Source organism: Edaphobacter dinghuensis, assembly GCF_014640335.1.
GTDB classification, from domain to species: domain Bacteria; phylum Acidobacteriota; class Terriglobia; order Terriglobales; family Acidobacteriaceae; genus Edaphobacter; species Edaphobacter dinghuensis.
In genome coordinates, this window is the sequence record NZ_BMGT01000001.1 from 526,627 (window position 1) to 551,241 (window position 24,615).

The 24,615-nt window shown below is 60.0% G+C and carries 18 protein-coding genes; 2 read left to right on the plus strand and 16 right to left on the minus strand.

All coding sequences use genetic code 11. The features are described from left to right. Nucleotides 1–40 precede the first annotated feature (40 nt). Nucleotides 41–1,321: a class I SAM-dependent rRNA methyltransferase gene (locus IEW09_RS02055; RefSeq protein WP_188552485.1), complete on the minus strand. Its 1,281-nt coding sequence runs from the start codon at nt 1,319–1,321 to the stop codon at nt 41–43. A 48-nt stretch (nt 1,322–1,369) separates the two neighbouring features. On the opposite strand from IEW09_RS02055, the gene IEW09_RS02060 reads away from it, so the two are divergent. Beyond that, the gene (locus IEW09_RS02060) at nt 1,370–2,557 is read left to right on the plus strand and encodes a BaiN/RdsA family NAD(P)/FAD-dependent oxidoreductase (RefSeq protein WP_188552486.1); all 1,188 of its coding nucleotides are present in this window, start codon (nt 1,370–1,372) and stop codon (nt 2,555–2,557) included. Between the two features lie 86 nt (nt 2,558–2,643). Here IEW09_RS02060 and IEW09_RS02065 read toward each other — a convergent pair whose 3' ends face one another. From IEW09_RS02065 to IEW09_RS02135, 15 genes are all read right to left on the minus strand, one after another. Further along, on the minus strand, nt 2,644–3,105 hold the full coding sequence (locus IEW09_RS02065) for a c-type cytochrome (protein WP_188552487.1): 462 nt from the start codon (nt 3,103–3,105) through the stop codon (nt 2,644–2,646). Between the two features lie 117 nt (nt 3,106–3,222). Further along, complete coding sequence (locus IEW09_RS02070; protein WP_229739022.1) at nt 3,223–7,800, minus strand: choice-of-anchor D domain-containing protein; 4,578 nt, start codon at nt 7,798–7,800, stop codon at nt 3,223–3,225. A 170-nt stretch (nt 7,801–7,970) separates the two neighbouring features. Then, nucleotides 7,971–9,413, minus strand: coding sequence for a deoxyribodipyrimidine photo-lyase (locus IEW09_RS02075; protein ID WP_188552488.1), 1,443 nt, complete (start codon nt 9,411–9,413; stop codon nt 7,971–7,973). Between the two features lie 107 nt (nt 9,414–9,520). Beyond that, a complete protein-coding gene (locus IEW09_RS02080; protein ID WP_188552489.1) occupies nt 9,521–9,862 on the minus strand; it encodes a cytochrome C oxidase subunit IV family protein in 342 nt (113 codons plus the stop codon). Between the two features lie 44 nt (nt 9,863–9,906). Then, the gene (locus tag IEW09_RS02085; RefSeq protein ID WP_229739114.1) at nt 9,907–10,659 is read right to left on the minus strand and encodes a cytochrome c oxidase subunit 3 family protein; all 753 of its coding nucleotides are present in this window, start codon (nt 10,657–10,659) and stop codon (nt 9,907–9,909) included. Between the two features lies 1 nt (nt 10,660). Continuing rightward, nucleotides 10,661–12,334 (minus strand): cytochrome c oxidase subunit I, encoded by a 1,674-nt coding sequence (locus tag IEW09_RS02090; RefSeq protein ID WP_188552490.1) that lies wholly within the window; start codon nt 12,332–12,334, stop codon nt 10,661–10,663. Then, nucleotides 12,331–13,374, minus strand: coding sequence for a cytochrome c oxidase subunit II (gene coxB / locus IEW09_RS02095; RefSeq protein ID WP_188552491.1), 1,044 nt, complete (start codon nt 13,372–13,374; stop codon nt 12,331–12,333). Before coxB ends, IEW09_RS02090 begins: the two co-directional genes overlap by 4 nt. 9 nt (nt 13,375–13,383) lie before the next feature. Next, entirely contained in the window at nt 13,384–14,286 is a 903-nt protein-coding gene (locus IEW09_RS02100; RefSeq protein ID WP_229739023.1) for an SCO family protein, read from the minus strand. A 48-nt stretch (nt 14,287–14,334) separates the two neighbouring features. After that, nucleotides 14,335–15,018 carry a hypothetical protein gene (locus IEW09_RS02105; protein WP_188552492.1) on the minus strand — a complete coding sequence of 228 codons (684 nt, stop codon included), beginning with the start codon at nt 15,016–15,018 and terminating at the stop codon, nt 14,335–14,337. Beyond that, nucleotides 15,008–16,351: a hypothetical protein gene (locus IEW09_RS02110; RefSeq protein WP_188552493.1), complete on the minus strand. Its 1,344-nt coding sequence runs from the start codon at nt 16,349–16,351 to the stop codon at nt 15,008–15,010. The genes IEW09_RS02105 and IEW09_RS02110 overlap by 11 nt, the downstream gene beginning before the upstream one ends. 33 nt (nt 16,352–16,384) lie before the next feature. Next, complete coding sequence (locus tag IEW09_RS02115; RefSeq protein WP_188552494.1) at nt 16,385–17,098, minus strand: c-type cytochrome; 714 nt, start codon at nt 17,096–17,098, stop codon at nt 16,385–16,387. Nucleotides 17,099–17,222: 124 nt separating this feature from the next. Beyond that, nucleotides 17,223–17,765: a DUF3341 domain-containing protein gene (locus tag IEW09_RS02120; protein WP_188552495.1), complete on the minus strand. Its 543-nt coding sequence runs from the start codon at nt 17,763–17,765 to the stop codon at nt 17,223–17,225. Beyond that, nucleotides 17,765–19,219 (minus strand): NrfD/PsrC family molybdoenzyme membrane anchor subunit, encoded by a 1,455-nt coding sequence (gene nrfD, locus IEW09_RS02125; protein WP_188552496.1) that lies wholly within the window; start codon nt 19,217–19,219, stop codon nt 17,765–17,767. Before nrfD ends, IEW09_RS02120 begins: the two co-directional genes overlap by 1 nt. A 1-nt stretch (nt 19,220) precedes the next feature. Further along, nucleotides 19,221–22,394: a TAT-variant-translocated molybdopterin oxidoreductase gene (locus IEW09_RS02130; RefSeq protein WP_229739024.1), complete on the minus strand. Its 3,174-nt coding sequence runs from the start codon at nt 22,392–22,394 to the stop codon at nt 19,221–19,223. 59 nt (nt 22,395–22,453) lie between these two features. Beyond that, nucleotides 22,454–23,377 (minus strand): cytochrome c3 family protein, encoded by a 924-nt coding sequence (locus IEW09_RS02135; protein ID WP_188552498.1) that lies wholly within the window; start codon nt 23,375–23,377, stop codon nt 22,454–22,456. 490 nt (nt 23,378–23,867) lie between these two features. Here IEW09_RS02135 and IEW09_RS02140 point away from each other — a divergent pair, with 490 nt between their 5' ends. After that, entirely contained in the window at nt 23,868–24,578 is a 711-nt protein-coding gene (locus IEW09_RS02140) for a DNA-3-methyladenine glycosylase family protein (protein ID WP_188552499.1), read from the plus strand. Nucleotides 24,579–24,615 lie beyond the last annotated feature (37 nt).

A 24,615-nucleotide genomic window follows, 5' to 3' on the forward strand; every position in this document is an offset into this window, starting at 1 on the left:
GGCTGTGGATTGTGGAAAATGAGGAAACTCAGTCCCCCACTCAGTTGACCCGGCAGGTCAGGCACTTCAGATAGGTCGTCTCCGGCAGAGTCAGGATCGCGGGATGGTCGGGCGCGGCACCCCGAGCCTCCAGCAACTGGACGCGGCGACCTGCGTCCGAAACAGCCGACGCCACGACAGCGGTGAACTCCTCGGGCGAGACGTGGTGCGAGCAGGAACAGGTGATCAGCGTTCCACCGGGCTTGAGCATCTTCATGGCGCGCAGGTTCAGCTCTTTATAGCCGCGAAGAGCGCCTTCGGCAGCTCGTTTCGACTTCGCGAAGGCTGGCGGGTCAAGGACGATGGTGTCGAACTTCTCCCCGGCAGCTTCATACTCGCGCAGAAACTCGAAGGCATCGGCCTCAATCCATTCGACCTCAGCTTTGAGCTGTGGGTTGAGTTCGAGGTTGCGATCTGCCACTTCAAGCGCTGCGCGGCTGGCGTCGATACCGGTGACCTGATCGCAGTGTTGCGCCATGTGCAGCGCAAATCCCCCTTGATAGGTGCAGACATCGAGCGCGTGGCCTTTAGCATAGCGAGCGGCAGCGGCATAGTTGAGGCGCTGGTCGAGGAAGGCTCCCGTCTTCTGGCCGGAGGCCGCGTCATAGTTCAATTTCAGGCCGTTGATGGTGAAGACGGTCGTCAGCGTTGGATCAGATTGGTCGTTGGTATAAAGCGGAGCCGACGAAGGTGCGGCCAATTGCTCCAGTTCACGAATCTTCGGGTCAGGGCGCTCGATGATGGTGGCAGGGTGGAGACGCTCGCGCAGCGTCTCGGTAAGAATGTGGCGAACGTCGTCTTGCGCTGTGCCCTGCGTCAATAACTGGAGGATAACGATATCGTTGTAACGGTCGGCGATGATGCCGGGGAGGTCGTCGGCCTCGGAAAAGATAAGACGGCTGGCGTTGTTCTGCGCAGAATCCGGGGCAAGTTGCTCGCGAAGAGTAAGCGCCGCATTGACTCGCTCGCCTAGCTGCACAAGATATGCCTCTCGAGTCAACGCCGTCTCGGATGAGACCACGCGCAAGGCGATCTGCGAAGCAGAGCTGTAGAGGGCTGTGCCCAGCGGAATGCCACGGCTATCCGTAACAGTGACCAGCGCGCCACCAGCGATGTCTGTGGCTCCCAGTGGCGGGATGAGCGATTCAATGTCGGAGCGATAGACCCAGAGATGGCCTGCACGGAGACGGTCTGCCGCGCGGCGGGTGATCGTAGCTGCCGGGCCGTGTTGCTGCGGTGCTGCGATTTTGACGGCACGGGGTTCTGCGGGAAGCTTCGGCATTCTTCTATGGTCGCACTACGACACGGTGAATGCGAAACTGGATTAACCATGGGTGTTCAGGCGCAAGAGATCGATGTAGTAGTGCTGGGTGGCGGAGCGGCGGGGCTGATGTGCGCCGTGGAGGCCGGATGGCGCGGACGGCACGTCGTGCTGCTGGACCACGCCGAGCGCGTGGGAAAGAAGATCCTGATCTCGGGCGGCGGGCGGTGCAACTTCACCAACATCCATTGCCGAGCAGAGAACTTTCTCTCGGAGAACCCTCACTTTGCCAAATCGGCGCTGGCGCGGTTTACGCCTGCGGACATCATCGCTCTGGTCGAAAAACATGGGATTCGCTATCACGAGAAGACGCTGGGGCAGTTGTTCTGCGACCGGTCGGCGATGGACGTGGTGACCATGTTGGAGCGCGAGTGCATGGCGGCGGGGGTTCGCGTGGTGACGGGAACAAAGGTGCTCTCGGTAAAGCATGATGCAAAGTTCGTGGTGGAGACTTCGGCGGGAACATTTCGGGCGAAGTCGGTCGTGGTCGCTACGGGCGGCCTGTCCATCCCGAAGATGGGAGCCACAGGATTCGGATACAGTCTGGCGGAGCAGTTTGGGCTGCGAGTAGCAGAGTGCCGTCCGGCGCTGGTTCCTCTAGTGATGAGCGGAGAGGATGCCTCCGCGTGGTGCGATCTGACCGGGCTGTCGGCCGAGGTCGTAGCCGTGGCAGGAACGAAGCGCAGGCGTGGCAGCTTCAGGGAGAAGATGCTGGTGACGCATCGCGGCCTGAGCGGACCGGCGATCCTGCAAGTGTCGTCCTACTGGCGCGCCGGAGAGAAGATCGAGATCGATTTGGCGCCCAATGTTGCTGTCTTCGCTCCAATGCTGGCGAAAAATGCTCGCAGGGACGCCTCAGCAGCGGTGAATGCTCTCCGTGCGGTACTGCCGGGACGACTGGCGGAGCGATGGGTAGTGCTTCACGAGCCTAAGGACTGGACCAACGCTTCCCTGGCAACACTGGAGCGCGAGGTTCACGAGTGGCATGTATCGCCAGCGGGAACTGAGGGCTATGCCAAGGCCGAGGTAACGGCGGGCGGCGTGGATACAGCCGAGCTGGACGCCAAAACGATGGAGAGCAGAAAAGTGCCAGGGCTTTACTTCATCGGCGAGGTAGTCGACGTAACCGGCTGGCTGGGAGGATACAACTTCCAGTGGGCGTGGGCTTCGGGAGTAAGCGCGGGGCAGGCAGTTTAGGCTTGCGATAAAAAATTTGCACTGAAGCTGCTCCCAGCGAACCTGGAGCAGCTTCAGTCGAAAGAAGAAGAGTAGTTCCGCCGCGGCTACTTTGCGGGCGGCGGTGGAGGAGGTCCGTGCTTCTCAGGTGGAGCAACGAAATCCTTCGGAGTAGAGTTACCGCGATGGCAGGTGCCACAGGTGACCTTGTGCATGTCGCCGTGGTCAGGAAGCGAAGCCAGATATCTGCCGTTGATGTTCTGGGTCATGCGCATCATGATGCGTGCGGTCGCCTTCTCGGGCTTGGCGTCAGAGGCGAAGTTGGGGTGATGAGTCTTGCTGTCCTCTTCGTGGCAGAAGGTGCAGTGAACGCCAAGACTGCCGGTGAACCCATGCATGGTCGCCATCAGATCATCGCCTGAGATATTTTTCGGCAGCACCTTCAGGTTGGTGGGCTTCGGCATCTCGTGATGCATCTGGTTGGCCGGAGAAGCCTGCGCCAACAGGCTAACAGAGGAGAAGACGAGCGATGCGGCGATCAATGCGCTGGAGAGATTCGTGCGAAGCATATTGTTATCGGCCTCTGAAGTGATCTGTCGTGTCTACGCTTTGAATCGTACAGAAGTTTCCGAGCAATGAAGATAAATTATTTTCGAGCACTGATGAAACATTTTTCTGGAACCGCTCTACTTAACGATGAGCGTCAACGTAATCGTTCGGCTGAGACCAGCACTGCTGGCGGTAACGACGATGGGATAGGTTCCGGCCGGTGTAACCAAGCTCTGTCCAGGAGGGGTTCCAGTTGAGCCCGATGAGGGAAGTTGCCGCCCGGCTCCGCAACCGATAGGCAGCAGCAGACAGCAGAGCAGAAGCAGACGAAGGCGGCTTCTGCGCAGGCTAAGAAGGCCGAGCGGCAGAAGTGCAGCCAGCCACACCATTGAGGGTGATCCAAAGCGCGTCGGAGCTAAAAGCGATGCGGTCGTAGTGCCGGTAAGGACAGTGACCGATACGGTAGTAGTTGCGCCGCCTGTGACGCTCGACGGCGTGACGTTGCAGACTGCATTGAGCGGCGCTCCGCTACAGATAAAGGTCGCAGGAAGCGAAGTCGCAGAGGTAAAGAGCAGCGGGAAGACGGCGTTCTCTCCGCTGGAGACCGTAACCGTGGTGTTGCCATCAGGGTTGAGGGCGAAATCAACACCGGTACCGCCAAGATGCAGCACCTGCGGCGAGTTGGGTGCGCTGTCAGTGATGGTAAGCGTGCCGGTGCGCGTACCGCCGACCGTGGGTGCGAAGAGGACTTGCAGCGTACAGGCGTTGGCCGGTGCAAGCGTGACACCGCAGGTATCGCTGCCGGGCAGAATGCTGAAGTCTCCGGTAAGCACGGTGCTGGTCAGGCTCAGCGGAACACCGCCGTTGTTGGTAAGCGTAACTGTCTGCGGAGTAGAACTCTGGCCGACGCCGGTGGCAGCGAAGTCGAGATTGTAGAGCGGCGAGAGCGAGACGCCGGGCGGTGCGATGCCGGTGCCGCTGACGGCAACGGTCTGGGTGCGGTACTGGTCAGCGATGGCGAGCTGCGCCGCGATGTGGCCGAGGCTCTGCGGCTGGAAGACCACATCGATGGCACAGGTGGAGTGCGCGTTCAGGGAGGCTCCACAGGCGTTGGTGACAGTGAAGTCAGTGCTTGTCGTCTGGGCGGAGATCAGCGTGAGGGCCACATCGCCGTTGTTGGTCAGCGTGATCTGCTGCGGTGTGCTGGCGGTCGTAAGCTCCTGTGCTGCAAAGGCGAGCGCTGTGGTCGAAAGAGTATCGGTGGCAGCAGTCGTGCCCGTGCCAGCCAGCGACGCAACCTGCGTACCAGCATCGTCGGTAATGGCAAAGGTACCGGTGCTGACGCCCGAGGATGTGGGCGTAAAGGTGATGGCTACGGTACAGCCGGTGTCGGATTTGAGCGTGGCACCACAGGTGTTGGACGAGATGCTGAAGCCGCTGCCGCTGACCGTAGGCGTTTGCAGCGTCATGATGGTGCCGCCCTTGTTGGAGACGGTGATGTTCTGGGCAGGACTGGTAGCGTTGATGTTGGTAGCGCCGAAGACCAGCGAGATGGGATCGAGGACAACGGTCGCGGCAGCGGTGGCCGTGCCGCTGAGCGTCGCTGTGGCCTGTCCGCCGGAGACATTGCCATAGACGGTGAGCAGACCAGTGCGGTCGCCCGTCGCGCTCGGAAGAAAGCGAACCTGCACAGTGCAGGTAAGACCGACGGCGATTGGTGCGGCAGTGCAGTTGTCGGTCTCCGCGAAGTCGCCGGTGACAAGGATGCTGCTGATCGTGAGCGGAGCGCTACCCGAATTTGTAACCGTTACGGTTTGCGCGGCGCTGGCCGTGGCCACTGCCTGAGCACTATAAGTAAGACTGGCGGGATCGAGCGTAATGGAAGGCTGCGCGGGATTGAGCGCGGTGAGCAGAGGAATCTGCCATAGGCCGCGGCCGTAGGTGGCGGCCCGGAGCTCGCCGATACGGCCGTCTCCCGTAGGCAGGCCCGCAGCAGCGGCAAGCTGAATGACAGGAGCATTGGGCAGGCTGGTGCCGTAGATGCTCCAACAGTTGCTGCTGACATTGGCACAGCTTGCAGCCTGCGTGGTGACGTAGACCCCGGTATCAAGGGCAACATACACGGTGTTCGCGTCGTTGGGATCGACCAGCACGCTGTTGGCTGGAGCGTTGGGGAGATTGTTGCTGATGTTTGCCCAGTGGGCCCCTGCGTCCACAGTGCGATAGAGGTGCGCCGCGTCGACTCCGTTGCCCGCAAAGCCCATCACCGTGGCGTAGAGCGTATTGCCCGTGGGATCGTGGGGATCAGCGGCGAGCGAGGAGATGTCGAAGCCGCCGGAGTTGAACGAGGCCGTGTCATTGATGACAGGCGAGTGTGTGAGATCGCTCCACACGCTGGTGCTGCTATCGGTGTCGGCAGTAACGGTAGAGAAGAGGTGCCCGCCGACAGTGCCGCCGCCGTCGAGTTTGCCTGCCATGCCCGCGTAGAGCACCGGCGAGCCTGCATTCTGTGCTGCCGTCGCGCTGTCAGCCGAGGCTGCGGCAGCCAGCGAGCGAAGCACCGGATTGGCACTGCCGCAGGAGGAGCCTTGCGGCCCACTCAGCAGTGAGCTGATGGCGTTGGCCGTAGACCACGCTGATCCGCTGGCCGCCGGACCGCGCCAGACACGGCAGGTGCCGACGATAAGGTTAGCGTGGAGTGCGGGGTCGAGCAGCCATGGCGCGTTGATCAGCGAGGAGTCAGATGAGGTCTGCTCTGCTCCGATGGTGGGCACTCCGGCAAAGTCCGCAACGGTGCAAGCCGCCCCGGCCCCACACTCGTGAATGCTGACGCCCGCACCGTTCGAGACATACCAGAGCTGCGGATCGGCCTGGTCGATGGCGACAGTGCCCCCTTCGCCGGTAGCCAGCTGCGGCCAGGGTGCAACAACCAACGATGTGCCCGCACTGCCGTTTGCTCCCAGCCCGACGAGCAACGTGTTCGGATCGGTAGGATGCTCGGCGAAGCTGGTGACCTCGGCCAGCGAGCCGAGGCCGCCGTTAAGATTCTGAAAGTGCGTTGCGTCGTCGGGGGAACACGGAGTGGCCTGCTGGTTGACGCCGTCGGGCGAGCGCCACAGGCCACCGTCGTTGCCCAGGTAGAGCAGCGACGATCCGGCAAGCGGCGCAATGGCGTGTTGCGCGGGCGCGACCATGGCGGGTGCCGCACATCCGTTGAGCGCGTTGGTCGTGTTGCGCAAGTTGCAGCCTGCGGCGAGCGAACAGCGGTAGAGGTCGATAGTCCCGACGTAGAGCAGCGTGTCGGAGCCTGAGGACACTGCCGCCAGAGAGAGATTATAGTCGGCCTGCGGAATCGCCGTGCTGCCGGTGACAGTCTCGAGCGGCGTGGAGGACAGCCGTGTCCCGAAGGCGATGGTGTTGCTGGTGCAGCTTGTGCCGGAGAGGCCGCAGACGTCCTGCCACAACCCCTGATCGAGATTGTTGGCGTCGACAGTCAGGGCAAAGGTATCGCCCGTACCGGGCTGCACCGCGAGCACCCCGCGAAAGATCGGGCACGATGGGTTGCCGGTGCTGTCGGTATTAGTTGGGCAGGCCGTAGTCGTCAGGCCACTGCCGGGTTGTTGTGCCAGCCGCGTCCACGTAGCTCCGTCCGCAGACTCGTAGTAGCCGTGATAGCGAATCGCGGCGTAGAAGCGCTGGCGGATAGGGTTCCACACCACAGACGTTGCGGCGTTGCCTCCCTGCCCGGAGTTAGACAAAGGTCGCTGCACGATCTGGCTGCCGTCCATCAGAGTCGACATCTGCCACGTCATCCCAGCGTCGGTGGAGTAGTAAAGGCCCATGACGCTGTTGGTCGTGTCCGCAGCGTTGACCAGCGTGCCTTCGGCCGCCTGCGATACGGCCGCGACCACCGTGCCGGGAGAAGCCGTGCTCCAGGCAAAGCCCGCAAAACCGAGCCCGATGAAGGAATGGCGTCCCGCAGCCTGGTCCTGCGAGTCCTGAATCAGCGTCCAGGTAGAGCCGCCGTCATTCGAGCGAAGCAGGCCGCTGCCGTAAAAGGAATCGGTCGCATCGTTGGGGTCGCCGGTTCCAGCGAGTACGATGCCCTGCTGAACACTGACTGCGCCAATGCTGAGCGATGGGATCACCGAGCTTCCGGCGTTGGCGCTGAAGACGGGAAGAGTATCGGTCAACGGAGCGAAGGTAACAGCGGCGGCAGGGCCTGCGGCGTTGGTCGACTTCCAGACACCGCCGCCTGTAGTGCCCAGGTAGACCGTATTGCCCGATGGATCGTCCGGGTCGATAGCGATGGCTGTGACGCGCCCGGTGACGTTGCCGTATGCGATACTTGCAACCTGATTGGGCCCGAGCGGCTGCCACACAGCGTTCAAGCCCGAGAGTTGCGGAGAGATGTGCGCTGATATCTGCGCGGACGCCTGCTGTGCCGCGAGCATTGCGGCCTGCTGTCTTCGAGCAGAAGCCATCGCGCGGCCTGCGGCGACACGCTGCGCGAGTGTGCGTCCGTTGAGGAAGTTATGGGCGCGCAGCGCAGGCGCGACGACCGTACCGCCATTGGACTTTGCCGGTGACAGCATGAGCTGCGCGTCTGCACCTGTGCCGAAGAACATAACTGCGGCAAACAACAGCAGCCAGCGAGTGCGAGCAGAGAGAGTGCTGCTCCGCCAGGCGGAATGAGGATTTGCGCTCAGGCCCATAGCGTTGCTTCGGGGAGGTGCAGGTGGCTATCTTCGATGCTGCAGGCGGATGAGACGCAAGTCAACGCTTGAGAAGATGAAGAATCTCTAATTGTTCCGCAACGGGATAAGAGAGATCTCATGTACGGCTCGGCGCGGTTCCCTGTCTGCAATGTGACGATGCAGGCAATCTATCGCAGCCGAAGCTCGGGGGCAATCTCCTGATAGTTGTAGTTCTGCCGAATGTATTCTTTTGAGTTGAACTTTCTACCGGTCGATGCACCCGACATGTAACGGATCTTGCCGAAGATGGGTCGTTCGTTCCAGGCACGGTCGAACTTGCCAAGGATGACCCAGGCGACTCCGGCATAGCCGTTGGGGTCGCGGCCATCGAGGAAGTATTTGTCATTGAGATGAATGGCACGTTTCATCGCGGTGGCAATGCTTGGGCTCCACTCCAGAATCTTCTTCGCCCAGTACATGCGCATATGGTTGTGCATCCATCCGTGATGCAGCATCTGGAGTTGCGCGGCGTTCCAGAGATCGTCGTGGGTCTCCGCACCTTCAAGCTGCGCAAGCGTATAGAGATACTCGCGCTCATCACGGGCGTGCTCGGCGATGGTCGTCTTCGCCCACGGCTCGGCGCAGTCGGGCGAGTCGTAGTTCGGCGTATAACGAACGAAGTTGATGGCCAGCTCGCGCCAGGTGATCAGCTCGTTGAAGAAGCTGTCGCGGGCCTGCTTCAAGTGCGGGTGTTTTTTTACCTCAGCGTTGACCGCAAGTGCGATGGTCAGCGAGCCAATGTGACCAAAATGGAGATAGGGCGAGAGGCACGAGGTGCCATCGGTCTCGGGATGATTGCGCTCGGTCTCGTAGCTCTCGAGCATGCGCGTGGTGAAGAGCCTGAGACGCTTGAGCGCGGCATGCGTTCCACCTTGCCACGCCTCGACAGGCAGAACGGTGCGATCGAAGGTCTTCCATCCGCGAGTGATGTCCTCATTAACCGGATCCGCGCAAAAGCTGCGGGGACGCTTCCAAGGATGCCGCGCATGCGTGTTCGCGTAAGGTTCGAGGAAGTCAGGCAGCAAACGGTTGAGGCGCGGGCGAATCGTATAGGCACCATACTGCGCTCGTTCAATGAGCTTCGAAGGGACGATGACATCGGCATCGACCGTCCAGAAGGGGATCTTGAGACGCGAGGCCAGATATCTGCGCCAGCGCTCCGGCTCGCGCATCGGGTTTTCGTCACCGATCAAGAGCGATGCGCGGACATCGGCCAGAAACTGCTCGTGCGATTCGTGCGGCGCACGGCGCATGACGAAAGCGATGTTGCGCGCAGCCAGGTCTTCTTCGATATCTGGCAGGCCTTGATTGAGAAAAGCGTAGTGGCGCAGGTTGGCATGAGGAAAGTTAGAGATAGCCGCAAAATAGACCACCAGTGGCAGGCCCAGCAAATTTGCGACTTGTACAGCGATATCGACCGCGTGATTGTCAGTGCCGCGCTGCGCACGCTGCATCCAGTAAACGACGCACTTGCCGTCAGGATCTGCCGCACCCGCACGCCTTACGGTGACGCGAGGATTGCTAGAGAGAGCTTGAAGCTGGTCGGCAGACGCAGCGGGACGGGAGGCCATGGAAAAAGTTTAACCGCTGTCTCTCCAAACAATTCGAGCAATTCCAGATGATTTGATGGCAACAAAAAATGCGGCCCGCAGGCCGCATTCTGTCAAAACAGAGCCGCTTACCAGAGGCCCCAAGCACGGCTGATGTAGTCGCTGAGCGTCATGGTGATCAGCGCCGCGAAGGTGAAGAATCCGGCTGCAACTGTCATCTTGATGAGCTTCGATTGATACTTGACGTGCATGAAGAACAGGATGACGATGACCGCCTTGATGCTGGCGATGGCCAGCGCTACCACCGGATTGAGGATACCCATGTCGACATAGGCCGCCACAACGGTGAGACCGGTGAAGATCAGCAGCGTGACAAACACGATCGAGTACGTCACAGGCGTAACGATGTGATGTTCGGCATGCTCAGGGTTAACTACGTTCGATGGATCGTGATAGTGCTCGTCGGTCATTCTTATCTCCTGCCAGTCAGGTTATGGATGGCTGCGCGGCGCGATTAGACGGGATGTCGATTAATGAGGTAGAGCAGCGGGAATAAAAACAGCCACACAATATCGACGAAGTGCCAATATAACGCGAAGTTTTCTATCGGCGCGACATACCCCGCCGTAAAGTCACCTCGTTGCGCTCGTACAGTGAGCCAGACCAGAATGCCAAGACCGATAAGCATATGCAGCGCGTGCAAACCGGTCATAGCGAAATAAAGCGAGAAGAAGATTTGGGTGTGCTGTGCCTGATCCGGCGGAAGCGGCTCTTCTTTGAGTCCGTAAGCGTGAGGATTGACGAACTCGGAGACGTCGAAGTGGTCACCGGGAATGTGGTGCTTCTCCCACTTCTCGTGATACTCGTCGTACTTGATGCCGATGAAGATGCACCCGAAGAGCATTGTGAGAATGAGGGTGAGAACCAGCAGCCCTTTCTTCTTGACCTCGGCGGCCCACACGGCAAGCGCCATGAAGAAACCGGAGGTGATCAGCACCGCGGTATTGGTTCCCCCGAGCGGCACGCTGAGCTGGTTCGACGCTACGACGAAGGCATCGTAGTACCAGTTGCGATAGAGCAGGTACGAAAAGAACAGGCCGCCGAAGAACATGATTTCGGTCAGCAGGAAGAGCCACATGCCGAAGGTACCGGCCTCGCGCTGCTGCTCCTGCGTCTCGAAGTGATGGCGGTGCTGGGGCAGGGCGACGTGCGCGTGCCCCTCCGGCTGGGCCGTCTCATGCGTGTGGGGATGCGTAGCTACGATCACATTATCCAACGGTCGTCACCTCTTGTTCCGTCTTGTGGGCGAGCCACTCGTAGTCATAGGCCTCATGATCGACGATAGGAACTTCGATAAAGTTTTCAGTCAGCGGCGGCGATTGAATCTGCCATTCAAGGCCAGTTGCCTGCCATGGATTGTTGCCGGCGATAGCGCCGTACTTCAGCGACCAGCCCAGGTACAGCAGCGGAAGCATATAGCCTACGCCCAGCACCGTAGCGCCCGCGGTCGACAGCACGTTGAGCACCTGGAACTCAGGCGGATACGCGTGGTAGCGGCGCGGCATTCCGAGATAGCCAAGGATGAACTGCGGAAGGAAGGTGAGGTTGAAGCCGATGAAGGTCGTCACTGCAGCAAGCTTCGAGAGCGACTCTGGATACATGCGGCCCGTCATCTTCGGCCACCAGAAGTGGACGCCGGAGAGGAAGGCCATGAGCATTCCGCCGACCATGACAAAGTGGAAGTGCGCCACGATGAAGTACGTCTCAGTCAGGTGAATATCCATGCCGAGCGCGCCGAGGAAGACGCCGGTCATGCCGCCGATGGTGAACAGCCCCATGAAGCCGAAGGCGTAGAGCATCGGCGTCTCGAAGGTGATCGAGCCCTTTTGCAGCGTGAACGCCCAGTTGAAGATCTTGATGGCGGAGGGCACAGCCACCAGCATGGTCAGCAGCGAGAAGACCAGTGCCGAGTAGTTGGACACGCCCATGATGAACATGTGGTGTGCCCAGACGAAGAAGCCGAACAGCGCGATGGCCACCGAAGAGAATGCGACCGCCGTGTATCCAAAGACACGCTTACGGCTAAAGGTACTGATGACCTCGGAGATGACGCCCATGCCAGGAAGAATCATGATGTACACGGCAGGGTGCGAGTAGAACCAGAAGAGATGCTGGAACAGCAGCGGGTCGCCGCCTTTGGTGGGATCGAAGACGCCGATGCCGATGGTGCGCTCGAGCGCAACCAGAACCAAGGTGATTGCCAGGACCGGCGTGCCCAGCACCATCAAGATCGAAGCAGCGTAGTTCGACCAGACAAAGAGCGGCAGACGGAACCACGTCATGCCCGGTGCGCGCATGCGATGGATGGTGACGATAAAGTTAAGGCCGGTGAAGATCGACGAGAACCCGATAATGAAGATTCCGACCGCCGCAGTCACAACGTGAGTGTTGAGATAGTGAGTCGAGAGCGGTGTGGTGAAGGTCCAGCCGGTATCGACGCCGCCAAGCACGAGGGCCGCGAGAGTGAAGAGACCGCCAACCCAGTAGAGATACCAGCTCAGCAGGTTGACCTTGGGAAACGCGAGGTCCTTGGCCCCGATCATGATCGGCATCAGGAAGTTCCCCAGCGTCGCCGGCACCGAAGGCACCAGGAAGAGGAAGACCATGATAATGCCGTGCATCGAGAAGAACTTGTTGTACGTGTCCGAAGCGACAAGGTCGGGCTGGGGTGTCAGCAGTTCCAACCGGATGAGGCCGGCAAAGGCGCCGCCGATGAAGAAGAAGAACGTGATCGAGATCAGATACAGAATCGCGATGCGCTTGTGGTCGCCGGTGAGCAGCCAGCTCAGCAGACCGTCCTCATTATTGAGGTAGCTCCGCTTGGGCAGGGTTGCCGTCTTCTGATCGGGTAGGTTAACAATTGTCGAACTAGTTGCACTCATGGTTTCACCCCCGTTGGCGTTGTCGGCGCCGTCTGGTCGGCTTGCGATGTGACCAGGGTCTGCTGAATTCTGTAATTGCTCTGTAATCCCTTGATGTACTCGACGAGATCGATCAAGCCGTCCTCGCTGACTTGGCCCTGATACGTCGGCATGATCGGCGAGTATCCAGCAGTAATGTGCTCGGACGGATTGAGGATGGCGTCACGCAGGTACGCGTCGTTGACCAGAACCTCGGAGCCATTGGTCAACTGCAGCTTCGACCCGTAGACACCGGAGAGATTTGGGCCGCGCGCTGAGGCAGTACCGTTGTGGCAGGCGTTGCAACCCATGCTGGCAAAGAGGCGCTCGCCGTTCTGCGCCAGCGACATACCGCTGGTCGAGGCCTGTAGCCACTTCTGGAAGTCGTCGGGTGTCATCGCCGTGACCTCACCGATCATCTGCGAGTGGTTCGTGCCGCAATACTGCGTGCAGAAGAGGTGATACGTTCCCGGCGTGGTCGCCTGGAACCATACTGTCGAGTAGCGGCCGGGGATAACCTCGCGCTTGATGCGAAAGTCAGGGACGGAGAAGCTATGGAAGACGTCCTGCGAAATCATCGTCAACTGGACAGGCCGCCCGATGGGCACATGCAGCGCATTGATCTCATGCTGGCCGCCCTGGTGCTCGGCCTTCCACATCCACTGCTTGCCGACGACGTAGATGTTCATCGCGTTAGTCGGCGGATTGTAGATACGGAAGTAAAGCAGCGCGCCCCAGACAAAGCAGATCAAGAACAGCGCCAGCGGAATGATCGTCCACGTCGCTTCAAGCAACGTGGAACCTTCCACCTGGGTCGCAACCGGGTGCTTTTCCTTGCGATAGCGAATGGCAAAGCCGAAGACCAGCGTGCCGACGACCGTAAGGCCGACGACCGTGATCAACAGCAGGAAGAAGTAGAGCGCGTCGGCGTAGGGGGCGATCGTCGACGCCTCGCGCGGAAAGAGCGCGGAAGCGTTGAGCCATTTCACCAAAAATTGCCACAGGACTGGACTGATATGCATCGTTACCCTTTATCCATTCTCTTTCTTAGTCAGGTCGTGGTCGCGCGAAAGCCGTAGATCTCTGCGAAACATCAAAAACATGAAGCCACCCAGCCATGCCACGGTAACCATACCGCCCAACTGCACCACGCGGGCGACAATCAGCGAGTGCTTATTCCGCTCCGGGTCATAGTGGTAGCAGTAGGTCAGGATGTTTGCGACAGGCGAGCCAATCTTGTTTCCAGAGGCCTCAATCAGCCCGAGGAGGATGTCCTTGGGCGAATATTCGACGCCGAGATAATACTGTGCGAGCTTGCCGTTGGTCGTAACAATCTGGATCGAGCTTGCATGGGCAAACTGCGTGAGCTTGCCGTCAGGCCCGGGCACGCGGACATAACCGAAGCCGACCGCCTTGCTCACAGCGTCGATCGCAGGACGCTCGCCGGTCAGGAAGTGCCATCCTGCAGCAGTCTCAGGGCGGCCATAGCGCTTAACGTAGAGTGCCTTCTTCTTCGCGGCGATCTGCGGAGTCTCGCTCGGGTCGATACTGATCACGACGATGTTGAAGTCTTTACCCGGTGTTAGATGCACCATCATCAGCGCGCTGGTCAAGCCGTCCAGCTCTTCCGAGCAGAGCATCGGGCAGTTGTAATAGACGAGCGACAAAACCGCAGGCTTTTTGCTGAAGTAGTCGCCCAGCCGGACCGTCTTGCCCGTATCGTCGACAAACTGCGCGTCCAGCGGCAACGGCTGATTGAGATGCTGGGCGATGCCGACCTTTTGCAGCACCTGCGGCAACTCGTCGCCGACGTTCTGCCCCTCCTGCTTGTCGCCGTAACTGGAGACCTGAGCGAACAACGGCGCACATACGAGCAGGATGCAGCCAAGAACCGCTGCCTGCCAACCGCCCCGTATTGTCCGCCTGTTCATCATCTCGTCTTCGATCCTTCTGTCTCTATGCTATGCCTGTTCCTGCTGTGGTTAGTGCGCTTGCTCCGGGTGTGTTTCGCTCTCAGCCTTGCTGTAAGCCATCTTTTCGGCACGAGCTTCAATGGTGTCAAGCTCATAGCCGGTGCGGGCAAATCCGGTGGTCAGCGGCGCCAGAATCTCGGGCTTTTCATCGCCTGCCATCAATGGCTCTGTCGCCGCGGTCGATGTATTGACCGGAAGGCCGCGCTGGGCGATCAGCTCCATGGCCCGCGTAATCGGGATGCGGATGTTGCTGCCTTCGCCGGGAGAGGTGCTGTAGTAGTTCAACAGCAGATCTTCGCGAGCGTGGAGGTCGGCGGTGGACTGCTCACCATCGTCGATATCGAGCCGCGGCGTGGGGAAGGTTGCCGTCAACTGCTGCAACTGCTTCTGCTCCAGCTCTGGGTCGTTGACCAAATCCTGCCGCTTGCCACCGTTGAGCGCAGCGCCGGCGAACTCTGACGTCTGGTTCCACTTGGTGGTCGGCCCGTCGGCCTTCTGAATAGCGCCGTTGATGACCCGACCCATAACAAAGCAGAAGACGAAGAAGACGATAAGGAATCCGCCGAGTCCAGCAAGGAAGACAACAACGCCATTGACGTTGACGTCGGTCGTCTCGTAGCCGGGCGATTCAGTGGTGCGTCCCTTGATGTCCGGCTCTCCCGGTTGGTGCAGTTCGTGATCGTTAGTGGGCATGTTCGGGCTCCAGCATCTCTTCCAGGTGCGGATCGTTCAGGTTCATGATGGGGCGGGCCTTCAACTCCGTCAGGTAATACGCTCCCCAGACTGCGAGCACCGCGACCGGCACCGTAATGTAAGCCAAAATTCCAATATTGTTGTGGATGTGCAGGTTGCCAGCGGCGTCGGCGAAGTTCGGCTCGATCAGCCAGAACATGTCGATGCAACGAGCGAAGATCATCCAGCAAGCCAGCCACACCATCTTGCGCTTGTTCCGCTTCAGGTCGCGCGACAGCAGCAGGCAGAAGGGGATCAGCCAGTGGGCGATAAAGTCGAGCGAGCAGATCGTCCACCATCCGCCGTAAATACGATGCAGGTACCAGGGAATCTCGTCGGGGATGTTGCCGGACCAGATGATGAGGAACTCAGCAAAGCACAGATAGATGTTCAGCATCACGAAAGCAAGCATCAGCTTGCCCAGGTCGTGCTGCTCGGTCATGCGAAGCAGCGTCTTCAGCGGCTCGAACTTCGATAGCAGAATGACCGTCAGCACACCCAGCGCCAACACCGCATAGCCCTGACCGACGAGGAACTGCAATCCGTAGATCGAGGAGTACCAGGTGACGTCGAGCGATTTGATCCAGTCAATCGAACCGACCGTGAGCAGGACGACATAGATGAAGATGCCGATGCCGCAGAGGTTCTCGAACTTGGTCCGCCAGCGATCGAAGCTCGCCTGCGTCCCGCGCATCGGGTCTGCGTCGCATTGCAGCGACCACTTATTGATGAAGTAAACCAGCGTCAGCAGGACGCCGAAGATGATGATGGTCTGGACAATCACACTGACCGGGTTCAGCATGGCGTGCTTGTCGTTGATCGTCATCGCCTGTTCAAGCGTGACCCAGTGATTCTGCAGCGCAGTGGCCACGGCAGCCGGGTTGGGATAGGCCGCCCACTGGTACAGGTGCTTCATGAAGATGGCGATGGGAACGAACATCAGCGCAACCAGCCACATGGTGCGGCTCATGGCTTCAAGCGGACGGCGCAGCAGAAGCCCCCACTTACCGCCGGTCACATGCTGCAGCATCAGCACCACAAGACCGCCGCCGGCAAAGCCGAAGCAGGTCATGAAGCCCATCAGGTACGCGCGCAGCAGATGGTTGCGGCCTTCATGCGTGAAGGCGAAGAGCACGGAGACCAGCGTAGCGACCACAGCGACAATCAGCAGCCGGGTCCGCCACGCGGTGACAATCTCCGGCGTGGCAAACGATGCAGGAATCGGACGCGGGCCGTGGTGTCCGCCGGCTTCTCCGTGATGTTCGTGTCCGGTATGTTCGTGTCCAGATGACATGCGTTTCAAGCCTTCGTTCGGAAGCTTCCGAGGTTACTGCTGTGCTGCTGTTTTTCCGGCAGGCGCGGCGGCCGGAGTCTTTACTGTTGCGGGACGGGAGGCCGCTGGCGCCCCCGCTCCGGATGCTGCATTGGGCGGTGTCGTGGGTAGAACGTAGGGCTGGTCGTCCGGCGTGCCATTGACCGCCGTCGGCGGCAGCGTCCACTGCTGGGCAAAGTTCGCGGGCAGGCCCTGGCTCTCTGCAATGCTCGAGAGCGGCTGTACCTGCGCTCCCGCGGGAACATCGGCCTGGGTCGCCTTCTGGCTCAACTGCAACGCCTTGATGTAAGCCACAATCGCCCAGCGGTCGACCGGAGCAATCTGCGCGGAGTAGTCCGGCATGGCTCCATAGCCATTGGTAATAACGTTGAAGAAGTGTCCCAGCGGCGCAGTCTCAAGACGCGCTGTGTGATAGTCGCCCGCGTGTGCATAGCCACGGTCGACAATCATGCCCCTGCCATTGCCGACGCGCGAGTGGCATGGCGTGCAGTAGATGTTGTAGCGCTCCTGTCCGCGCTCGAGCACCTTCATCGTGACTGGGAACGGAAGGCCGTCGCCCTCCTTGCCGTTCACGAAGCCGGTATAGAAGTAAGTGTCAGCATGAAGCTGGTTGCGAGCCACGGTGTTGGCCACCTGCGGACGCACCGAGCGACCGTCAGCGTAAAAGTCCGTACCCCGCTGAGGGAAGAACTTCGGCTCGTCGTGCATGTCCTGACGGCAGCCGATGCCGGCAAACAGCAGCAGCGTGGACGCAGCGGCGAGCGCCAGCCGGGGAGCCGTGATTCGGAAGCTTGTGATTCGGGTATTAATCCCTGGAATTGTGATTCTCGTATTAATGGTCCACCTCCACCACGGAGACCGCAGGGAACTGTTCGAGGAAGGCCCGTGTCTCAGTAACTGAGAACTTCGGGTCCATCGCCTCAAGGCATAGAAAGAACTTGTCCGTCGTCGCGCCGTTGCGGAAATTGGGCGCATTGAAGACAGGATGGTAGAGCTGCGGCATCCCGTTGAGCATGATCATGCCGAACGCGGCCGACAGGCCCGAGAACAGAATCGTCCACTCGTACGCGGGAATGATGAAGGCTGGCCACGAGAACAGCGGGCGTCCCGCGATATTGAGTGGATAAGCCCAGACCGCGATCCAGGTCTCCATCAGGAACGCCGTCGTCACACCCATCAGGCCGCCGAGCAGGCAGACCAGAGGGACGCGGGTCTTGTGGAAGTGCAGCGCCACCGCGGCTTCTTCGACGGGATAGGGCGTGTAGCACTCCATCCGGCGATAGCCTGCCTTGCGCGCCTGTTCTGTCGCATGCACCAATTCGCTCGGTGTATTGAACTCTGCGAGCAAACCGTAAATTCCTTCTCTGGGCGGCATTAGAGTGTCTCCTCCACTACGGTCTCAGCATCGGCCCCGCCGCGCCGCACCTTGGTCTGCGGAAGCATCATCCGGATCTCGGACATCGGAATCATCGGTAGGAAGCGAACAAATCCAAGGAAGAGGAAGGTGAACATTCCCCACGTTCCGATGAAGATGATGTAGTCCCAACGCGTCGCGACGTAAGTTCCCCAGCTCGACGGCAGATATTCGCGATAGAGGCTGGTCACAACGATGACGAAGCGCTCGAACCACATACCGATGTTCACCACAAACGACAGGATGAACAGGTAGGTCACGTTCACCCGCAGCTTGCGCGACCACAGCGTCGTCAGCGGAATGGCGATGTTGGTCAGGATGAGGATCCAGTATGCCCAGCCCATCGGCCCGAACATGCGGTTCCACATCATGAAGAACTCCCAGTGGCTGGCCGAGTACCACGACATGAAGACCTCCATGCCATAGCCGTAGGCCACAATACCGCCGGTGCCGAGCATGACCTTGGCCATGTTATCGAGGTGGCGCAGCGTCACCAGATCTTCAAGGTGGTAGAACTTGCGGATCGGAACCGCCAGCGTGATGACCATAGCGAAACCGGAGTAGATAGCGCCCGCGACGAAGTAGGGCGGGAAGATCGTCGTATGCCATCCGGCCAGGGCCGCGACCGCGAAGTCGAAGCTGATGACCGTGTGTACCGAGAGCACCAGCGGTGTCGAGAGGCCCGCCAGCAGCAGTGAAGCCGACTCGTAACGAATCCAGTGGCGAGTCGAACCGCGCCAGCCCAGCGACAACATGCCATAGAAGTATTTCGCAAGCGGCATAGTCGCGCGATCGCGCAGCGTCCCGAAGTCGGGAATCATGCCGACGTACCAGAACACGATGGAGATCGTTGCGTAGGTCGAAACCGCGAAGACGTCCCACGCCAGCGGCGAGCGGAACTGCGGCCAGACGTTCATCGTGTTGGGATACGGGAACAGCCAGTACGCCAGCCACGGACGACCCACGTGGATCAGCGGGAAGAGACCGGCGCAGCAGACCGCGAAGATCGTCATCGCTTCGGCGAAGCGGTTGATCGAGTTGCGCCACGTCTGTTTGAACAGCAGCAGAATCGCCGAGATCAGCGTACCGGCGTGACCGATACCAATCCACCAGACGAAGTTGATGATGGCGAAGCCCCAGGCACCCGGAATGGTGACGCCCCAGATGCCGACGCCCTTCAGGAAGAGCCAGGTGCAGCCGATCACAACGCCGGTCGCCACACCGCCCGCGACCATCAGGCCGAAGAACCAGCCCAGCGGCGTGTTCGAGGTCAACACGATATCCGCGATCTTCTGCGTGACCGATTTGAAGTTGTGGCCCGGCGCGATGACCGCGTACTCGCCGGTACGCGGGTCGATCATCGGGTCAACGACCGGGTCCCCTGCCGGATCGTAGATTGGTCCTTTGGTTGCCATCTTATGCAAGCTCCGGATTCGGGTTAATGACGCCAGCCGTGTAGGTTGTGCGTGGACGGTAGTTCAGGTCTGCGAGCACCTGGTAATCGCGCTCTTCCGCCTTGCGCTTGGCTACTTTGCTGGTCTTGTCGTTGATATTGCCGAAGACGATGGCATCGGTCGGGCATGCCTGCTGGCAGGCCGTGATGATGTCGCCGTCGGCGATCTGGCGGTTCTCGATGTCGGCCTGAATCTTGGCCGCTTCGATACGCTGAATGCAGTAGCTGCACTTCTCCATGACGCCGCGCGAACGCACGGTGACGTCAGGATTGCGCATGAACTTCAGGCTCTCGGTGTCGTAGTCCGAATAAAGCAGGAAGTTGAAGCGGCGCACCTTGTACGCGCAGTTGTTCGAGCAGTAGCGGGTGCCGACGCAACGGTTGTAGACCATCGTGTTCAGGCCCTCGGGCGTATGCACCGTCGCCCCCACCGGGCAGACCTGTTCGCAACCGGCATTTTCGCAGTGCTGGCAGGCCATCGGCTGGAAGTGCGCCTTGGGCGCGTGCAGGTCGCCCTCGAAGTACGTATCGATGCGAAGCCATTGCATGTTGCGGCCAATCTTGACCTGCTCTCGACCTACCACCGCAATGTTATTTTCCGCGTAGCAGCTTACGATGCAGGCATTGCAGCCGATGCAGCTATTCAGGTCGACCGCCATGCCCCAGGCATTCTGCACCTTCAGCGTTGCGGGATCTTTCTTGTCGTAGTGCCAGTTATCCGGGAAGAAGGTCTCGTCGCGGCCCGGCTTGTCGCCCTGAGGCGCGTAGCCTACCTTGCCGATCAGCGTTCCGCTTGAGTCCTTGCCCATCTCGTCATGGGCAAAGTTCGGGTTCTTCTCCACCTCGGCGACCGTGGCGTAGCGAATGATCGAACGCTCCATCGCCTCATGCCCGGCCAGCGAGTAGGTTCCGCTGGTGTCGAAGAGCTTCTTGTCGAGGTCGTGCTGCGCGAAACTGCCGCGATGCTCGATGTTATGGACCTTGGTGACGCAGAGATCGTAGCCACTGCCCGACTTCTTCGCCGTTCCGCCGCCCTGGTAGTAAGGAGCGTCCGCCGTACGCAGCTTATAAGCATCAAAGCCGACGCCCGCACCCACGCGACCAGCCTCAGCTTGGCGTCCAAAACCAAGATGCACCGTGATCGCGCCATCGGGATGGCCCGGAGCCATCAGCACCGGAGCCGTCACCTTGCGGCCGTCCAGCTCAATCTCGATCAGGTCGGTCTCTTCGACGTTGAGATTGGCCATTGTGCCCATACTCATCAGCGCCGCATTGTCCCAGCTCAGGTTCGTCACCTGTTTGGGAAGCTCCTGCAACCAGCCGACGTTGGCATAGCGCCCGTCATAGAGCGAAGGATCGGGCCGGAACGCAATCTCGTAACCGCTGCTCGCCGCAGCCGGAGCGATGAACGGCATCGCATTGCCCGCCGGAGCGCCCGTCTTCGGCGTAAAGGCCGTATCTGCAACCCAGCCATCGTGCAGCGCCTTGCGCCAGCTCGTCGCGAAGTCGCCCTTGATGTAGGTCTTCGCATTGGCCAGAACCACGTCGTAGGCCGAAAGCTGAGGATTGGCCAGCAGCGACTGGAAGACATCATGCGCCGACTTACCGCCATACAGCGGCGCAATCATCGGCTGAATGATCGAGATGGTGCCGTTATAGGCACGCGCATCCGACCAGCTCTCCAGATAGTGCGCCTTGTTGATGTGCCACAGCGAAATCGCTCCGGTCTCATCCACATGGTTGCCGAGATGCACCGTGTTCGGCACTTTGTTGAAGGCGTCGAGGAAGTTCAGATCGGCAGGCGCGGCGTAGACCGGGTTGACGCCCAGCATCACCAGCCACTGCACCTTGCCCGCGTTCATGTCCGCGACCAGAGCCTTGAGGTCTGCCACCTGCTCGGAAGGAATCGGATTGACGGTCTCGGTATAGACCACCGTCTTGCCCACCGCGCCCAGCGAAGCGTTCAACGCATAGGCCGCCGCATGGACCGCCGCCGGAGCTTGCTCGCCCGGAATGACCACAACCTTGCCGTTGTTCTTGCGCAGATCATCGAGTAACGCGGTGAAGAACTTTTGCTGGTCGGCGTCGAGCCCCTGCGGAGCCGCGCCCTTCACCAGACCCTGCGCAAACGCGACGACGTCACTGGGCTTGAGCGCCAGCCTGTGCTCTGCCTTGAACCCGGTCACCGTCGGCATGGTCTCGACGACGTACATGCGGTTTATTTGCTTGCCCGCCTCGTAGCGATGCCGCTCGGCGTAGGCCGCCGCCATCGGCAGGAAGCCCGGAAATGCGATGCCGCCGAGGAAGTCCGCATCGAGCGACAGGATGACGTCTGCGTTCTCAAGCTTGTACTGCGCATCGGTGTAGCTGCCGAAGGCCGCCTTCGACGCCGCGCGCGATGAGTCGGAGTTCACCGGCTCCCACTGCACCAGCTTTGCCTGCGGATACGCCGTCTGCACCTGCTTCCACTGCTCGGCCAGCGTCGGCGAGGTAATCGTCTCGCTCAGAAAGTAGACACCTTGGCCGCCATTGGTCTTCTTGATCGCAGAGGCGAACGCCTGCTGGAAGCTGCCGAACGAGGAGTTCTGACCGCGGCTAAGAACATGCTGCGAGCGGTCCGGATCATAAAGATCGAGCAACGTGCCCTGCGTAAACGCGTCCGACTTGCCCTTCGAGACCGGATGCTCCGGGTTGCCATCGACCTTGATAGGACGGAAGGCATCGGACTTGATCAGCACCGGAATCGCGCCCGTCGGGAAGGGGTGCGCCGAGGCAAAGTACATCGGCTTGCCTAGGATCAGGTCCTCGGGCTGCTTCACATAGGGAAAGATCGGCTCATCAGGCTGCTTGGTGCAACCGGCCATTCCGGCCAGCGCCAGCGACGCGCCCATGACCTTGAGAAACCCGCGGCGGCTGACGGCATCGACCCACTCGGTCGAGCCGGACTGGCGAGGAAACTCCTCCGCCATCAACTCATGGAACGCCGGAGTCTCGGCCAGTTCGTCGAGGTTCTTCCAGAAACGCCGCCCGGTCTTGCCGTCCAGCTTGGCGCGAACCTCCGCCAGCGTCAGCTTTGCCGGCGCAATCTGGGTGACTACTACAGGTTGTGCTTCTACAGGTGCTTTTGTCTCAGCCATCGTCTGCTCTGTTCCAATCCCTGCCGTTTTGATACCAGTCGTTTTGTTGCGGGTCGTCTTCATCGGTGGCACGTCTCGCAGCTCGAGAGTTGTTCCGGCTCGCGGATATGGTATTGAGCGGTCAGATATTTACCCAGCTCCATCTGGCTGGTGAACTTCTGATAGCTCGCCGGCATCGCCAGTTGCAGCGGCAGCGGACTGCCCACCGTCTTGCCCTCGCCGCCATCGACGATGTGCGGCTGCATATTCGGCCCGGTCTGCGGGCTTGACAGCCCAGCCGGATGCGTCGGTTCCAGCTGCATCATCGCCAGCTCAGGATTGCCGTTGCCGCTCGGATCGGTCGTCGTGCAGCTTACGTCCTGCGACGTCGGGCCGTCCTTCACCGTGCTGGTGCACCATACCGGCTTGTCCTTCGACGGACCCGCCCATGCCATGTTGTAAATCTCGCTGGTCGGCCGCAGGTTGCTGGCCGGGTTGCGATGGCAGTTCAGACACCACTCCATCTGCAACGTGTTCTGCTGATACATCAAAGGCATCTCATCGACGCGGCCGTGACAACTGGCGCAGCCGATGCCCTTGTTCACGTGAACTTCATGGTTGAAATAAACGTAGTCAGGAAGATCATGCACGCGGATCCACTGAATCGAAGCTCCCGTCGCCCAGCTCTGCCGTACAGGCTCCAGAAGCTCGGCATCGGTCCAGATCTGCGAGTGGCAGTTAATGCAGGTCTTGGTCGGCGGAATTCCGGCGTAGCTCGACTTCTCCACCGACGTATGGCAGTACTGGCACTGCAGCCCGAGGCCCTCGACGTGGTGCTTATGGCTGAACGGAATCGGCTGGTCCGGCCGCTGGCCCTGCCGCGTCACCCACGGCGAGCGTTGCAACTCGTTCAACGTGACGCCGAGCGCGATGACAATAATGCCCGTCAACACCAGGCTCAAACGAGCCAGCGCGTTCGAACTGCGGTCAAAAACTTGCGCCATGAGTACGTTCCTGCTTCCTTTACCTAACTTAAGGTCGAGAAGTTATCTTCGGTTCCTTTTCACTGCTGACAACTTTTGCCGATAGTTCTGCTGAGTCGGCGGCTGGGACGTCCGCGACGGATTGAGCCCCAACAAAATCTCTTTTTTTTAGCGCCACGAGTATAGCAGCGCGAAAACACACTTAGAAACCACTCGGGCCGTCACCCGCTATTTTTTTTACAGGTGAATCCGATTATCGAAATACGACATGCTCGTTGCTGCCCTACATATGCACAACATCTCGTGCATCACGATTGCATTCACGAATCGAACCACAACATCTTCCGTGATGCAGCAATGTTGTCCTTCGAAATACGAACCAAACAAGTCCGAATTTCAAAGCAATCTGGATGAAACCCTCTCAGCCGAAGCGCGAGCCCCACACAAACATTCGTGAGCATTTCCAAGACAACAAGAGACATCCTGCCGCCACCTGCGATAACGTCAACTCATGCCGCGTCCCCTTAATAGTCCGCGTCCTCCACGCTATGACTCTGCTCTTGCCTTGAAAGAACTTGCCGCTGCCGACCCCAAACTCGGCCGCCTGATCGAGCGCGCCGGCCCCTTCACCCTGCGCGTCGCCAGCGCGCAATCGCCCTTTGAGGCGCTGGTCGAGAGCATCGTCTATCAGCAACTGCACGGCAAAGCCGCCGCGACCATCCATCGTCGCCTGCTCGAAAGCTTCGCGCCTATCAGCGGCCTGAATCACCCCAGCGCCCAACAACTTCTTGATTGCCCCAACGAGCAGCTTCGCGCAGCTGGACTCTCGCACAACAAGAGCCTTGCCCTGCGCGATCTCGCAGCCAAGACAGTCGACGGCACCGTGCCTACTCTCGTCCGCATCCGCCGCATGTCCGACGAAGCCATCATCGAACATCTCACTCAAGTCCGCGGCATCGGTCGCTGGACGGTCGAGATGCTGCTCATCTTCCGCCTTGGCCGCCCCGACGTTCTGCCTGTCGACGACTACGGTGTGCGCAAAGGCTTTGCCCTCACCTTCGGCAAGCTCAAACCCGCCGATAAGGTCACGCCCGCCGATCTTCCCAAAGCCGATGTCATGCGCCGCCGTGCAGAGAAATGGAAGCCATGGTCCTCGGTAGCGAGCTGGTATATGTGGCGTGCCTGCGATCTTGCCGCGGGTAAGCTCCCACCATCCGCATAAGCTCTTTCAGCATCAAATGATTACGTACGCAAATTAT

Coding starts and splice junctions, on each gene's coding strand:
- IEW09_RS02055 (WP_188552485.1), bottom strand. CDS start 1,321: ATGCCGAAGCTTCCCGCAGAACCCCGTGCCGTCAAAATCGCAGCACCG.
- IEW09_RS02060 (WP_188552486.1), top strand. CDS start 1,370: ATGGGTGTTCAGGCGCAAGAGATCGATGTAGTAGTGCTGGGTGGCGGA.
- IEW09_RS02065 (WP_188552487.1), bottom strand. CDS start 3,105: ATGCTTCGCACGAATCTCTCCAGCGCATTGATCGCCGCATCGCTCGTC.
- IEW09_RS02070 (WP_229739022.1), bottom strand. CDS start 7,800: ATGGGCCTGAGCGCAAATCCTCATTCCGCCTGGCGGAGCAGCACTCTC.
- IEW09_RS02075 (WP_188552488.1), bottom strand. CDS start 9,413: ATGGCCTCCCGTCCCGCTGCGTCTGCCGACCAGCTTCAAGCTCTCTCT.
- IEW09_RS02080 (WP_188552489.1), bottom strand. CDS start 9,862: ATGACCGACGAGCACTATCACGATCCATCGAACGTAGTTAACCCTGAG.
- IEW09_RS02090 (WP_188552490.1), bottom strand. CDS start 12,334: ATGAGTGCAACTAGTTCGACAATTGTTAACCTACCCGATCAGAAGACG.
- coxB (WP_188552491.1), bottom strand. CDS start 13,374: ATGCATATCAGTCCAGTCCTGTGGCAATTTTTGGTGAAATGGCTCAAC.
- IEW09_RS02100 (WP_229739023.1), bottom strand. CDS start 14,286: ATGATGAACAGGCGGACAATACGGGGCGGTTGGCAGGCAGCGGTTCTT.
- IEW09_RS02105 (WP_188552492.1), bottom strand. CDS start 15,018: ATGCCCACTAACGATCACGAACTGCACCAACCGGGAGAGCCGGACATC.
- IEW09_RS02110 (WP_188552493.1), bottom strand. CDS start 16,351: ATGTCATCTGGACACGAACATACCGGACACGAACATCACGGAGAAGCC.
- IEW09_RS02115 (WP_188552494.1), bottom strand. CDS start 17,098: ATGCACGACGAGCCGAAGTTCTTCCCTCAGCGGGGTACGGACTTTTAC.
- IEW09_RS02120 (WP_188552495.1), bottom strand. CDS start 17,765: ATGCCGCCCAGAGAAGGAATTTACGGTTTGCTCGCAGAGTTCAATACA.
- nrfD (WP_188552496.1), bottom strand. CDS start 19,219: ATGGCAACCAAAGGACCAATCTACGATCCGGCAGGGGACCCGGTCGTT.
- IEW09_RS02130 (WP_229739024.1), bottom strand. CDS start 22,394: ATGGCTGAGACAAAAGCACCTGTAGAAGCACAACCTGTAGTAGTCACC.
- IEW09_RS02135 (WP_188552498.1), bottom strand. CDS start 23,377: ATGGCGCAAGTTTTTGACCGCAGTTCGAACGCGCTGGCTCGTTTGAGC.
- IEW09_RS02140 (WP_188552499.1), top strand. CDS start 23,868: ATGCCGCGTCCCCTTAATAGTCCGCGTCCTCCACGCTATGACTCTGCT.